Raw genomic sequence first — 15175 nt, forward strand, 5'->3', positions numbered from 1 at the left:
GTTACGTACGCCTTCCCGTACATGTTCGATGGAAAGACGCTCGGCCGGGGTCGTTGGTTGCCGGAGTGCGGGCGTGACCGATCTCAAGCGGGCACCGGTCGGGCACTGGGCAGGCACTTTTGCGGGCAGAGCCGACCAATCAAGATCACTTACGGGTGGGTGCCGGGCGTGTTGTCAGTGGCAGGTGCGAGGATGCCTTCAGTACTGGCCGACGTGCCCGTGTGCGGTGGGGGAATCTGCGGTGGGGGGACCACAGCGCAGCCTCGTCCTCGTCGCGGACACCTGCGCGGAAGGGACCGCTGACGGCGATGCAGATCCGGCTGACCGTCGTAGACCCGCTGGGCCCGCCCTCGGAGCCGCGGGGGCGAGCCGCGGCCTGCGATGTGCTGGTCACCGCGCCCGCCGGGACGGCGCTGGCCGCGGTCGCGTCGGGGCTCGCCTCGGCGGTCGGCGGGGGTGATTACAGCCAGGTCGTGCTGTACGCGGGCGCGGAGCGCCTCGACGCGCAGCGCTGCACACTGGGCGAGCCGCCCCTGACGGACGGTGCCGTGCTGTCCCTGGGCAGCCCCGCGGAGCCCGGCCCCGACGTGGACGACGGCGCCGCCCAGCTCCATGTGGTCGCGGGCCCCGACGCCGGCGGCGTCCACCTCCTGCACGGCGGCCAGATCCACATCGGCCGCTCCGCCGACGCGGACGTGCCTCTGGACGACCCCGACGTCTCCCGCCTGCACTGCGCGGTCACGGTCACCCCCGAGGGCCGCGTCTCGGTCGCCGACCTCGGCTCCACGAACGGCACGACGCTGGACGGCACCCGCGTCGGCACCCGCCCGGTCCGCCTCGCTCCGGGTGCCCTCCTCAGGGTCGGCGAGACCGCACTGCGGCTGACTCCGCCCGGGGCCACGGGGGCCCTGGGGACGGCGCCGGACGGCGAGGGGCACGTGCGCGTGACCGCCGCTGCCGGGCCCGGCACGGGAACCCGGGGTGACGGCAGCGCCGCCCGCCCAGGGCCGGCGTCACCGGCCGCGACCGTGCCCCACGCGCGCGTGGGGGGCGCCGCCCGCACCCCGGCCGCCGGGAAACCCGGCGGCACCGCGGTCCCGCCGCCCGCCGGTGACACGCATCACGCCTATGGATCGGCGGAGTGGGGAGCCGCGGGAGGAGTCCCGGGCGGGGGCGGGACGCAGGAGCGCGGTCCGGCCGACCCGCACACCGCGCCGTCCGGCAGGCCCATTCCCACACCCTCCGTGGTGCCCGAACAGGGCGGGGCGCCCCGCATCGAGACCCGGCCGCGCGACGGCGCCGGACGCGACGGCACCTCCGCGCCCGGCGGACACGGCGAACCCCCGGCCGGGGGTGAGGACGATGCCTCCGGCCCGGGAACCGGAGGCACCCGCAAGGGCACTCCCCAGCGGGGCACGGACGTCCCGCCGGGCGTGCGCAGGCGCGGCGGGATCGGCGCGTGGGCCCGGCGGCTGACCGGCGGACGCGGTGGACCGACGGGAGCCGGACAGGACCCGTACGACGACGAGGAAACCGCGGCGGAGGACCCCCTCCCGACGGTGTCCCAGTCCCCGGAGAGCTGGCCCGACCCCGCGACGCTGCTGCTCACCGCGCTGGGGCCGGGACCCCGGCTGTGGGAGCGCGGCCCCGGTCACCCGGAGGCGCTGACCGTGCGGCTGGGCACGGCCGACCGTGCGGCGCCCGACGGCTCGGGCCTGCTGCCCGCGGTGCCGGTCACCGCGGGGCTGCGGGAGGCCGGCGCGCTGGGCCTGGCCGGACCGCGTCCGCGCCTCGCGGGCCTGGCCCGCGCGGTGGTGGCCCAGCTCACCGCGCTGCACTCCCCCGACGCCCTCGAAATCGTCCTGATCAGCACGGACCGCTCCCGCACCGTCCAGGAGCGCACCGCCGAGTGGTCCTGGCTGGGCTGGCTCCCCCACGTCCGCCCCACCCACGGCCAGGACTGCCGCCTCCTCCTCGCCTACGACCGCGAACAGGCGACGGCCCGCATGGACGAACTCCTCCGCCGCCTGGAGGACCACCTGACGGAAACGGGTGGCACGGCGGGCGGTCCCGCCCCGATCAGCACCTACGGCGTCGGCGGCACGCAGGCCCGGGACGATCGCCAGGGCACCGACCTGCGCGGCGGGGCCCGGCGGCCCTCCTGGGCGCGGGACGAGGACCCGGCGGACACGGGCTTCGACGGGCCGTACACCGTGGTGGTCGTGGACGGGGACCCCGGGGGCGCCGACGTACGCGAGGCCGTGGTGCGGCTGGCGCACGAGGGGGCGCGGGCCGGGATCCATGTGGTGTGCCTCGCCGAGACCCCGGCGGCGTCGCCCGCGTCACCGGTGACGGAGACGTACGAAGCGGCATGCGAGGCGTCGCCCGCGTTCCGGGAGTGCGGGGCGGTCGCCCTGCTCAGCGGAGACGTGGCCACGGCACTGCGGCTGATGCGGATCGCGCCGGGCGGCCCCGCGAGCTCCCCACCGAGGGGAGCCACACGGCACGGGCAGGGTGACGCAGCGGGGGCCGGCCGGGCCGGACTCGGAGGGTCCACGCGAGCCGAATCCGTGGACCGCCCGCGTGGCGGGGCCGCCGCCGGACAGCCCCACGGCGAGCACGCTCACGGCGGATCCCCACGCGGCGGACCGGCCCACGGCGGTTCGACGCACCCCGGGCCCGCCCACACGGGCTCCCCGAACACCGGGTCCGCAGACGGCAGTTCGCCGCACGGCGGCCACACCCACCCCGGCTTCACCGGACACCGGCCGCGCGGTCCCGTGGGCCACGGCACCGTCGCGGCGATCGACGCCGTGTCGGTCGCGTGGGCCGAGCGGTTCGCGCGGGCCCTCGCGCCCTTGCGCACGGACGGCACGCACGGCACCTACGGCGACCGGCACGCGCGCGTGTCCGCGCCCTTGCCCCCCATGTCCCGTCTGCTCGACGAGTTGGGGCTCGCACGAGCCACTCCCGCCTCCCTGATGGCACGTTGGGCGGACGCGGCGGACGACACGGAAGCACTCGGTGGGCGCGCCCGGGCCGTCCTCGGCGCCGGGCCGCGCGGGCCAGTCGCCGTGGATCTCCCCGCCGAGGGCCCGCATCTGCTGATCGAGGGCCCGTCGGGCAGCGGCCGTACGGAACTGCTGCGCTCGATCGCCGCGTCCCTCGCCGCGGCGGAGCGGCCCGACCGGCTCGGGATCGTCCTGATAGACGGGCGGGACGGCATCGGGGGCAATGGCGCGGGGCGGGGCGAGGGGCTCCAGGTCTGTACGGATCTCCCGCATGTCACCACCCACCTCACCGCCAACGACCCCGTACGGATGCGGGAGTTCGCCCAGGCCCTCAGTGCCGAGCTGAAGCGGCGGGCCGAGCTGCTGGGGCGGCTCGACTTCGTGGAGTGGCATACCCGGCGACAGGTGCCCGGCCGGATCGTGGCTCAGCGCTCGGCCAAGTCGGCTTCGTCCGGCATGGTGCCCGGTGCGTCGTCGTCCGGTGCCGCGGATCTCGACGCGCCGCCGAGTTCGACCATGCGGTTGCGGCCTGCGGCTTCGCGGGAGCGTACGGAGCCCGGGCCGCCGCTCGCCCGGCTTGTCGTGGTGGTCGATGATCTGGACGCGCTGCTCTCTCCGGCGTTGGGGTCGCCCGGGCGGCCCTCGGCGGGGTCGGTCGTGCGGGCGTTGGAGGCCGTTGCCCGTGAGGGGGAGCGGTTGGGGGTGCACCTGGTGGCGGCGGCCGGGGTGGATGGGCGTACGGCGGGGTCCGAGCTGGCTCGGTCCGCCGCGCTGCGTATCGCGCTCGACGTGCCGTCGGTGGGACCGGACGAACCCGGTCCCGGTCGAGGGCGGCTCCTCCGCCCCGACGGCCGGGACACTCCCTTCCAGGGCGGTCGGGTCACCGGACGCATCCCTCGCACCGCCACCCTCCGCCCCACCGTCGTCCCCCTGGAGTGGCACCGCATGGGCGACCCTCCGGCCCGCCGCCCCGTACGCGAACTCGGCAACGGCCCCACGGACTTGGCCCTCCTCGCCAGCGCCCTGGAACGAGCGGCCCGCTCCGTCTCCGCGTCCGAGGTGCCCTCGCTGCTGTAGCGTCTTCCGCCCCCGCCGCCCCTACCCGTCCCATCCCCAGGGGCTCCGCCCCTTCGACCCCGGGGGGTTGCGTGTCGGCTGCGGGTGGGTGGGGGCTGGTCCAAAAGATTGCGCAGTTCCCCGCGCCCCTAAAAGGGGCGCGGGGAACTGCGCAATCTTTTAGCGGGGGTCTGGGGGCGCAGCCCCCAGGGATGGGACGGGTAGGGGCGGCGGGAGCGAGAACACGTCACGACCCAATCACGATCACCCACTTGACACTGGTGGCGCTCTTGCCGCCCTCACAGACACGGGCGTAGACCAGACGGCACGGGACAGCGCTCGTACGTTCGACGAAGAACGAAGAACGGGGCAGTGATGCGCAGCAATCTTCGTACACGCAGGTCGCCCAATCACTCCACCAGTCACCCCACGCACAGGTCACACAGAGCCGCACAAGCCACCGCAGCCGCCGTCATCGCCGGCGCCCTCACCCTCACCGCCTGCGGCGGCGACAACAAGAACGACAAGGCCGGCAACGGCACGGAAAGCAGCGCCGGCAGCGGCGGCACCGTCACCCTTCCCAAGCTCGACGGCGCCAGTCTGGAAGTCGCCGCCGTGTGGACCGGCCCCGAACAGGCCAACTTCAAGAAGGTGCTGGCGGAGTTCGAGAAGCGCACCGGCGCGAAGGTCACCTTCGTACCCGCGCAGGACCCGATCATCAACTTCCTCGGTTCGAAGATCGCGGGCGGCGCTCCACCGGACGTCGCGATGCTTCCGCAGGTCGGCGCCATCAAGCAGGCCGTCGAGAAGAAGTGGGCGAAGCCGGTCGGCAGCGACGCCCAGGCCCAGCTCGCCAAGAACTACTCGCAAGGGTGGCAGGACCTCGGCAAGGTCGACGGCAAGCAGTACGGCGTCTACTTCAAGGCCGCCAACAAGTCCCTTGTCTGGTACAACGCCAAGGTCTTCGAGAACGCGGGGGCGAAGGAACCCGCGACCTGGAAGGACTTCCTCTCCGTCGCCCAGACCATCTACGACTCGGGTGTCACCCCCGTCTCCGTAGGCGGCGCGGACGGCTGGACCCTCACCGACTGGTTCGAGAACATCTATCTCTCCCAGGCGGGGCCGGAGAAGTACGACCAGCTCGCACAGCACAAGATCAAGTGGACGGACCCGTCCGTGAAGGACGCGCTGACCACGCTCGCCCAGCTGTGGGGCAACAAGAACTACATCGCGGGCGGCGCGGACGGCGCACTGCAGACGGAGTTCCCGGCGTCCGTGACGCAGACGTTCACCGGCGGCGACCAGCCCAAGGCGGGCATGGTCTTCGAGGGCGACTTCGTGGGCGTCAACATCGCGGAGACCAAGGCGAAGATCGGCACGGACGCGAAGGTGTTCCCGTTCCCGGCGGTGGGCAGCAGCGCCCCCGTCGTCAGCGGCGGCGACGCGGCCGTACTGCTGAAGGAGTCCAAGGCCGGTCAGGCGCTGCTCACCTTCCTCGCCTCGCCCGACGCGGCGACGATCTGGGCGAAGCTCGGCGGCTATCTCTCCCCCAACAAGAGTGTGGCCAACTCCGCGTACCCGAACGCCGTCCAGCAGTCGATGGCGAAGGCCCTGATCGCCGCCGGCGACGACTTCCGCTTCGACATGTCCGACCAGGCCCCGCAGGCCTTCGGCGGTACACCCGGCAAGGGTGAGTGGAAGGACCTCCAGGACTTCCTGAAGAACCCGAAGGACGTGGCAGGGGCGCAGGCGAAGCTCGAAGCGGACGCGGCCGCGGCGTACAAGGGCTGATCCGGCGATGTCGTCGGCAACGGCGGGAGGGACCGGAAGCCCGGTTCCTCCCGCGGCACCACGGCACAAGAGCGTGACCGGCACCCGCAAGACCGTGGCAGCGCTCTTCCTGCTGCCCGCTCTGGTGCTGCTCGGCGCGCTCGTGGTCTACCCGATCGGGTACTCGGTCGTCCGCAGTTTCTCCAACCAGTCCGGCGACGGGTTCGCCGGAATCGACAACTACAAGGCCCTGTTCACCGACGACGGCATCCGTACCGCGCTCAAGAACAACATCATCTGGGTCGTCTTCGCGCCGACCGTCGCGACCGCGCTCGGACTCGTCTTCGCCGTGCTCACCGAACGGGTGCGCTGGGGTACGGCGTTCAAGCTGGTCGTCTTCATGCCGATGGCGATCTCGATGCTCGCCGCGGGCATCATCTTCCGGCTGGTGTACGACCAGGACCCGGACAAGGGTGTCGCCAACGCGGTCTGGGTGGGAGTGCACGACACGTTCGCCGAGTCGTCCGCGTTCCCGAAGGCCCACCCGGGGCGGCAGTCACCACTCGAAGCCCAAGGTGGCGGGTTCCTCACCAAGAGCCCCGTCCACGTCGGGCAGTCCGTCACCCTCCCGCTCGTCGGTGTCGCCCCCGATCAGATGCCGGGCAGTGCCAAGAAGGCCGTCCAGGCCAAGGCCGAGCCCGGCAAGGTCACCGGCACCGCCTGGCAGGACTTCACCCGAGGCAAGGGCGTCGGGACGCTCGGCCAGGTGGACGCGAGTGAGCTCGGCTACGCGGGGATGAAGGTCGAGGCCGTGAAGGGCGGCAAGGTCGTCGATTCGGCGACGGTGCGCGACGACGGGACCTTCACCCTCTCCGCCAAGGCCGACGGGGCTCAACTCCGGCTCCCGGCAAGCAACTTCAAGGAGCCGTACAACGGCCTCGACTGGCTCGGACCGTCGCTGGTCACCCCGGCCATCATCGGCTCGTACATCTGGATGTGGGCCGGTTTCGCGATGGTGCTGATCGCCGCGGGGCTCGCGGGTGTGCCGCGGGAGCTGCTCGAAGCCGCCCGGGTCGACGGCGCGAACGAGTGGCAGGTCTTCCGAAGGGTCACCGTGCCGCTGCTCGCGCCCGTGCTCGCGGTCGTCACCGTCACCCTGATGATCAACGTCCTGAAGGTCTTCGACCTGGTCTTCATCATCGCGCCGGGCTCGTCCCAGGACGACGCCAACGTGCTGGCCCTGGAGCTGTACCGCAAGGGCTTCGCCGAGGACCAGCCGGGCATCGCGAGCGCCATCGCGGTGTTCCTGCTGCTGCTCGTGATCCCGGTGATGCTCTTCAATGTCCGGCGGCTCAGGCGGGAGGTGCGGCGATGACCACGGATGCCGGAAGTCTCGGGAAGACGGCGCCCGTCACCGTCGTCAAGGCCAAGCCGTCACTCGGCTCCCGGCTCGCGAGCGGGGTCAGCGGCGGGATCGTACGCGTCTTCCTGCTGCTCGTCGGCCTGTTCTGGCTGGTGCCGACCATCGGGCTGCTGGTGTCCTCGCTGCGCAAGCCGGAGGACATGAGCGCGAGCGGCTGGTGGAAGGTCTTCAGCGAGCCCTCGCAGCTCACCGTGGACAGCTACCAAAAGCTCCTGGAGAACAGCGACATCACCAACTCGCTGGTCAACACGGCGCTGATCACGGTCCCGGCGACCCTCCTCGTCGTCGTCATCGGCTCGCTCGCGGGCTACGCCTTCGCGTGGATGGAGTTCCCGGGCCGCGACTGGTGGTTCCTGGGCGTGGTCGGCCTGCTGGTCGTGCCCGTGCAGGTCGCGCTGATCCCGATCGCCGAACTCTTCGGGAAGATCGGGATCTTCGGGTCGATCACCGGCGTGGTCTTCTTCCACGTGGGCTTCGGTCTGCCCTTCGCGGTGTTCCTGCTGCGGAACTTCTTCGCGGAGATCCCTCGGGAGCTCCTGGAGGCGGCCCGTCTCGACGGCGCGGGTGAACTGCGCCTGTTCGTACGGGTCGTGATGCCGCTCGGCGGTCCCGCGATCGCCTCGCTCGGGATCTTCCAGTTCCTGTGGGTGTGGAACGACATGCTGGTCGCGCTGGTGTTCTCCGACTCGGGCAGCCAGCCGATCACGGTCGCGCTGCAGACGCAGGTACGCCAGTTCGGCAACAACATCGACGTACTGGCGCCGGGGGCCTTCATCTCGATGGTGATCCCGCTGGCCGTGTTCTTCGCGTTCCAGCGGCAGTTCGTGTCCGGGGTGATGGCCGGCGCGGTGAAATAGCCCTGCGCACAAGGCGTTTGAGGGGTGGGCCGGCGCCGGCCCGCCCCTCCTCGCTGTCACCGGAACGTATCGGCGCGTTCACCGTGCGTCCCCCGTATGCCACATCTGGCGTAACCAAGTCACCCCTTCGGCCGTTCCCGGGCAGGTATGCCCGCGCCGACCCATGGATGTCCGTTGCCCAGGTTCAGTGTCATCGTCCCCGCGTACAAGGTTCAGGCGTACCTGCACGAGTGCCTGGAATCCGTTCTGGAACAGTCCTATCCGGACCTCGAACTGATCGCGGTCGACGACTGCTCGCCCGATGCCTGTGGCGCGATCATCGACGAGTTCGCGGCCCGCGACTCCCGCGTACGCGCCGTGCACCTGACGGAGAACGTGGGTCTGGGCCGCGCCCGCAACGCGGGCCTGAAGCACGCCACCGGCGACTATCTGGTCTTCCTCGACAGCGACGACACCCTCACCCCGGACGCGCTGCGCGCGATCGCCGACCGGCTGAAGGAGACCTCCGAACCGGACGTCCTGGTCTACGACTACGCGCGCACCTACTGGTCGGGCGAGGCGGTCCGCAACCAGTTCGCGGTGCAGCTGACGGAGGAGGGCCCGGCGCCGTTCCGGCTCGACGACCGGCCGGGGCTGCTCAGGGTCCTGATGGTGGTGTGGAACAAGGCGTACCGCCGGGAGTTCGTCGAGCGCGAGGGCTTCACCTTCCCGGCCGGGTACTACGAGGACACGCCCTGGACTTATCCGGTGCTGATGTCCGCGGAGACGATCGCCACCCTCGACCGGGTCTGCGTCCACTACCGCCAGCGGCGGCACGGCAGCATCCTGGGCACCAGCAGCGTTAAGCACTTCGACATCTTCGGGCAGTACGACCGGGTCTTCGCGCACATCGACACGCACCCGGAGCTGTCCCACTGGCGCCCGGTCCTGTTCCGCCGGATGATCGACCACTTCTCGAACGTGTTCCTCAAGCCCGGCCGGCTGCCGCGCGGCTCCCGGGCCGACTTCCTGCGCAAGTCCCGTTCCCACTACCGCCGTTACCGCACGCCGGGCGCCCCCGTCCGCCTGCGCACCCGTGTGCGGCACGCGCTGGTGAGGCTGGGCGCCTACCGCTCGTACCGTCTGCTGTCCTTCCTGTCGCGCGCGCACAAGAGAACCGTGCGCCTGGCCACCGCCCTGCTGCGCACCGCACGCGGCGGCGCGCTCCAGCTGCACTACCGCGTCCAGCTCCGCCTACCGCTGCGCGCCGACCGTGCCGTGTTCTCCAGCTACTGGGGGCGCGGCCACGGCTGCAACCCGGGCGCCCTGGAGACCGCGTTCCGCACGTACGCGCCGGGCGTGCGCACCGCGTGGATCGCGCACCCCGAGCACCACCACACGATCCCGGCGTCGACGCGCAGGCTGGCGCCCGGTACGGCCGGGTACTGGACGGCGCTCGCCCGCTCCAAGTACCTGGTGAACAACGTCAACTTCGACCGGCGGCTGGTGAAGCGCCCCGGCCAGATCATGATCCAGACGCAGCACGGGACCCCGCTCAAGTTCATGGGCCTCGACCTCCAGGACCGCCCGGCGGCCGCACGTGACACGGACTTCGCCGAGCTGCTGCGCAGTGTCGACAAGTGGGACTACTGCCTGTCGGCCAACCGCCACTCCACCCTGGTCTGGGAGCGTGTCTTCCCCGCCGGGTTCACGACGCTGGAGTACGGCCTCCCCCGCAACGACGTGTTCCAGCAGGCGACTTCGGCGGACGTGACCCGGCTGCGCCAGTCGCTCGGCATCCCCGAGGGCGCGGTCGCCGTGCTCTACGCGCCGACGTACCGCGACTACCGCCGCACCCAGCGCCGCCCCCTCGACCTGGAGCGCGTCCTGCGTCAACTCGGCCCGCGTTTCGTGGTGCTGACCCGCGCGCACCACTCGTACGAGGCGCCGCTCACGAGCTCCGCGGGCGGCCGGCTGATCGACGTGTCCGACCATCCGAGCATCGAGTCGCTGTGTCTCGCCTCGGACGCCCTGATCACCGACTACTCGTCCCTGATGTTCGACTACGCGGGCCTCGACCGCCCGATCGTCGTCCACGCGGACGACTGGGAGGCGTACGAGGCGGCCCGCGGCACCTACTTCGACCTGCGCGCCTTCCCGCCGGGCGCGGTCGCGCGCAGCGAGGACGAGCTGATCGACATCTTCGCGACGGGGCACTGGCGCGGCTCGCGTTCGGTGCAGCTGCGGGCCGCGTTCCGCGAGCGCTTCTGCCCGTACGACGACGGGCGGGCCGCCGAGCGCGTCGTACGGCGTGTGGTGCTGGGCGAGACGGCCGGACTGCCGCCGTTCATCCCGCTCGCCGAACGGCACCCCGTCCCGTCGGCCGTGGCCGCCCGCCCGACGGAGCCCGTCGCGACGGTGCCCGCGCCCGGCGGTGCCGTCCCCCTCACCGAGCATCTCTGAACCGGAATCCGCGTGCCCTCCAGCCCCTCGCGGCCCACGCCGACCCGGCCCACCACCTGGCGGCCCACCGGGCGGCCCGGGCGATGAAACGCCGGCTCAGCGCCCCTTGAGCGAGCTCTCCCCGGAGAGAACGCTCCCTGAGAGAAAGATCAGAATGCCCCGCTTCAGCGTCATCGTGCCCACCCATGGAGTCGCCGGGCGACTGGCCCAAGCGCTGGACTCGGTCCTCAGCCAGTCCTTCGGCGACTTCGAGCTGATCCCGGTCTGCGACGCGCCGGACACCCCGGCCGGGACGGTCGCCGCCGCGTACGCCGCGCGGGACGCGCGGGTCGCACCGGTCCACTCGCCCCCGCCGGGCGGGCTGAGCGCGGCGCGCAATGCCGGGATCGGCGCGGCGAACGGCGCGTATCTGCTCTTCCTCGACGGCGACGACGTCCTCGTGCCGGGCGCGCTGGGCGCCCTGGACGCGGGGCTCCGCACCGATGTGGACGTCCTCTACTTCGGGCACGAGCGGGTGCACTGGTGGGAGGGCGAGTCGAGCACGCCCCCGCTCGGCAAGGACCCGGACGTCGTCGGCGTACACGTGCCCGCGTGGAGCGCGGCCTACCGTCGCTCCTTCCTCGCCGAGCACCGGCTCACCTTCCCCGAGGGGCACTTCACGGACACCGGGTGGGGCGGTCTGGTGACCCTCGCGACCGAGCGGGCGTCGGTGCTGGACTCGGTCTGCGTACGGCATCACCTGCGCCGCCAGGGCAGCCGGCTCAACACGCCGGGTGAGCACCACTTCGAGCTCCTCGACCAAATCGAATTGGTGCTCACCCAGGCCGCCGCCCGGACCCGGGACGCCGGCCGGACGACCGGGCAGGCCGTGTCCGCGGCCAAGGCGCACGCGCTGTTCGGGCAGCTTTTCGCCCTCGTGCTGAAGACGGCGGCCCATCCGACGCGGGTGCCCGCGCGCCGCCGCCGGGCCTTCTTCCGCCGCGCGGGCCGGCTCTACCGGCTGTACCGCCCGGCCGGGTTCCCGCAGCCGGCGGGCAGTCTCGGCGTGCAGCACCGGCTGCTCGCGACCGGCGCCTACAGCGCGTTCCGGGCGCTGCGCGGCGCCAACCAGGCGACGGCGAAGGCGGCGCAGCGGGTGCCGCGCCCGAGGATGCTGCGGACCCGCGCGCTGTACGCGGCGCAGCTGCGCCGTCCCCTCGACGAGAACCTCGCCGTGTACTGCGCGTACTGGGGCCGCGGCTACGCCTGCAACCCCGCCGCGATCCACTCGGCCGCCCAGCGGCTGGCTCCGCACATCCGCTCGGTGTTCCTTGTCACCGAGGACGCGGTGGAGCACCTGCCGAAGGGCATCGACCACGCGGTGATCGGCAGCCGCCGCTACTGGGAGGTGCTGGCCCGCGCCAAGTACCTGGTCAACAACGCCAACTTCGAGGGTGCCGTCGTCAAGCGCCCCGGCGCCGTTCACCTGTCGACCCAGCACGGCACGCCGCTGAAGAAGATGGGCGTCGAGCAGGCCGAGTACCCGATCGTCGCCGCCGCCACCGGAAGCTTCGACCGCCTGCTGAGCCGCGCCGACCGCTGGGACTACAACCTCAGCTCGAACCGGCTCTCCACGGAGGTGTGGGAGCGGTCCTTCCCGTCCTCCTACGAGATGCTCGAATACGGCTACCCGCGCAACGACGTCTACTACACGTCGTCGGCGGCCGACGTGCACCGCATCCGCAAGCAGCTCGGTGTCCCCGAAGGCCGCACGGCGCTCCTGTACGCGCCGACGCACCGCGACTACCACACCGGTTTCAGCACACAACTCGATCTGAAGGCGTTGTGCGACGCCCTCGGGGACGACTTCGTGATCCTGCTGCGCGCCCACTACTTCTACGACGGCGACCAGGGACGCCCGCGCGACGAGCGTGTCATCGACGTCACCGGACACCGTTCGTCCGAGGACGTCTGTCTCGCCGCGGACGCCCTCATCACCGACTACTCGTCGATCGTGTTCGACTACGCCAACCTGGACCGGCCCATCGTCGTGTACGCCGACGACTGGGACGTGTACCGCGAGACGCGCGGAGTCACCTTCGACTTCCTGGGTTCCCCGCCCGGCCCGGTCGCCCGCACCGCCGGCGAACTGGCCGCCGTCTTCCGCTCCGGTTCCTGGGCGGGAGCGGAGTCGGCCGCGCTCCGTGCCCGCTTCCGCGCCCGGTTCTGTGAGTTCGACGACGGCCGCGCCGCCGACCGCGTCGTCCGCCGCGTGCTGCTCGGGGAACCGGCCGAGGCCATCGAGCCGCCGGTTCCGCTCGCGCGGCGCACCCCCGCGCCCGCCGCCGTGACGACCGCCCCGAGGAGCTGACACCGTGCCCCGCTTCAGCATCATCGTCCCCGTCTTCAAGGTCCAGGGGTTCCTGCGCGAATGCCTCGACTCCGTGCTCGGCCAGTCCTTCACCGACCTCGAAGTGATCGCCGTCGACGACTGCTCGCCCGACGGCTCCGGTGCGATCCTCGACGAGTACGCGGCCCGTGATCCGCGGATGAAGGCCGTTCACCTGCCCGAGAACGTGGGCCTCGGCCGCGCCCGCAACGCCGGCCTTCCGCACGCCCGCGGTGACTACGTCCTGTTCCTCGACAGCGACGACCGCTACACGCCCGGGCTGCTGCGGGCGGTCGCCGACCGGCTCGACGTGACCCGCGACCCCGACATCCTGGTCTTCGACCACGTGCGCACCCACTGGTGGGGCCGCGGCGGCCGAAGCGACGCCGCCGGACTCCTCGAACAGGCCGGCACCAGCACGTTCAGCATCCGCGACCATCCCGAGTACCTGCGCCTGTTCCTGGTCGCCTGGAACAAGGCGTACCGCCGGGACTTCTTCCTCGGGCACAGCTTCCAGTACCAGCCAGGGCTGTACGAGGACGCCCCCGTCACCTACCAGACGATGGTCACGGCGGAGCGGATCGCCTGTCTGGACCGGGTGGGTGTCGAATACCGGCAGCGGCGGCAGGGTGCGATCACCCGTACTCCGGGGCGCAGGCATTTCGAGATCTTCGAGCAGTACGAGGGGCTCTTCGCCTTCCTCGCCGAGCGGCCCGGCCTGGACTGGGCCCGACCGCTGCTGTTCGAACGGGCCCTGGACCACATGCTGTTCGCCCTGGCCCGTCCCGAACGTGTGCTGCGCGGCGACCGAAGGGAGTTCTACCGGCGGACCCGGGCGTTCTACCGAAAGCATGTGCCGCCGGGCTTCGTCCCACCGCGCGAGAGTCGCCGCACGGAGCTGCGGCTGCTGGCCGTCGCTCCACACCGTGCCCATGCCGCCCTCGGTGCGCTGCGACGCGTGCGCCGGGCACTGGGAAGCAGGAAGCTGAGGCTGCGCAACGTCGTCGCCCGGCGGATCATGCGGTGCTGGTACCGGCTCCAGTCGAAGCGTGCCCTCGACCCGAATCTCGTCGTCTACTCCGCCGGGCACAGCCGTGCCGTGAACGGCGATCCGTACGCGATCCATGCGCGGGCCGCCGAACTGGCGCCGCACCTCCGCGGCGTGTGGGTCGTCCGGCCCGAGGCGGTGGAGCTGCTGCCACCGGGCACGGAGCATGTGACGCTGGGGTCCTGGCGCTACTACCGGGTGATGGCGCGCGCGAAGTACTGGGTCAACAATCGCAACTGGGCCGGTGATCTGGTCAAACGCCCCGGTGCCGTGCACGTCCACACCCACCAGGGCACGCCTCTCAAGTACATGGCGCTGGACCTCCTCGACCGTCCGGGGGCCCGGCACGGCACGGACGTCCGCGCGATGCTGCGCCGCAGCGACCGGTGGGACGTCAGCCTGGTCGCGAACCGGTACAGCGAGGAGATCTGGCAGCGGGCCTACCCCTGTCACTTCACCTCACTGCGCAGTGGCAGCCCCCGCAACGACGTCCTCGTCCGGGGCGGGACCGCACGCGCCGCCGAGGTGCGCGACCGGCTCGGCATCCAGCCGTCGGAGACGGTGCTGCTGTACGCGCCGACTCTGCGCGACTACCGCAAGGGCGGCCATGTCTGGCGTGTCGACCTGGAGACGCTGGCCGGTTCGCTCGGTCCCGGACACCGGCTGCTCGTCCGCCTGCACCCGAGCCTGGCCCGCCATCACGAACGGGCGCTGCTGCTGGGCGATCTGCACCGCCGCGGCACGCTGACCGACGTCACCGACGAGCCGCACGTCGAGGACGTCATGCTGGCCAGCGACGCCCTGATCACCGACTACTCGGCCCTGATGTTCGACTACGCGTGCCTCGACCGGCCCATCGTCGTGCACGCCGACGACTGGGCCGCCCATCTGGCGGCCCGGGGCGCCTACTTCGACATCACCGCCGAACCACCGGGACACGTGACCCGTTCCGAGGAGGAACTGGCGAAGGTGCTCGTCTCCGGCGCCTGGCGGGACGCCGAGTCGAACCGTCTGCGCGGGGCGTTCCGGGAGCGCTTCTGCGAGTACGACGACGGGCGGGCCGCGGAACGCGTCGTACGGCAGGTGTTGCTGGGCGAGCCGGCCGATTCGGTGGCCGGCGGCGACGGAGGGGTGGTCAACATCCCTGCGGCCGCCGACCGTTCGGCCCGCCTTCCCGAGTACAGCTGACCTGAACGCGGC

General features: G+C 71.9%; 7 protein-coding genes. All 7 read left to right on the plus strand.

The window, feature by feature from the left end; all coding sequences use genetic code 11:
- Positions 1–308 precede the first annotated feature (308 nt).
- A complete protein-coding gene (locus OG975_RS18925; RefSeq protein ID WP_406330449.1) occupies positions 309–4088 on the plus strand; it encodes an FHA domain-containing protein in 3780 nt (1259 codons plus the stop codon).
- A 354-nt stretch (positions 4089–4442) separates the two neighbouring features.
- Entirely contained in the window at positions 4443–5858 is a 1416-nt protein-coding gene (locus OG975_RS18930; protein WP_406330450.1) for an ABC transporter substrate-binding protein, read from the plus strand.
- A 7-nt stretch (positions 5859–5865) separates the two neighbouring features.
- Positions 5866–7212 (plus strand): carbohydrate ABC transporter permease, encoded by a 1347-nt coding sequence (locus OG975_RS18935; protein ID WP_406330451.1) that lies wholly within the window; start codon positions 5866–5868, stop codon positions 7210–7212.
- Positions 7209–8117, plus strand: coding sequence for a carbohydrate ABC transporter permease (locus tag OG975_RS18940; RefSeq protein ID WP_406330452.1), 909 nt, complete (start codon positions 7209–7211; stop codon positions 8115–8117). The genes OG975_RS18935 and OG975_RS18940 overlap by 4 nt, the downstream gene beginning before the upstream one ends.
- Positions 8118–8291: 174 nt before the next feature.
- Entirely contained in the window at positions 8292–10559 is a 2268-nt protein-coding gene (locus OG975_RS18945; RefSeq protein ID WP_406330453.1) for a CDP-glycerol glycerophosphotransferase family protein, read from the plus strand.
- Between the two features lie 154 nt (positions 10560–10713).
- Positions 10714–12909, plus strand: a complete 2196-nt coding sequence (locus OG975_RS18950; protein ID WP_406330454.1) for a CDP-glycerol glycerophosphotransferase family protein — start codon at positions 10714–10716, stop codon at positions 12907–12909.
- 4 nt (positions 12910–12913) lie between these two features.
- A complete protein-coding gene (locus OG975_RS18955; RefSeq protein ID WP_406330455.1) occupies positions 12914–15163 on the plus strand; it encodes a CDP-glycerol glycerophosphotransferase family protein in 2250 nt (749 codons plus the stop codon).
- Positions 15164–15175 lie beyond the last annotated feature (12 nt).

The sequence above is a fragment of the Streptomyces sp. NBC_00203 genome (genome assembly GCF_045206325.1).
Taxonomy (GTDB): domain Bacteria; phylum Actinomycetota; class Actinomycetes; order Streptomycetales; family Streptomycetaceae; genus Streptomyces; species Streptomyces lutosisoli.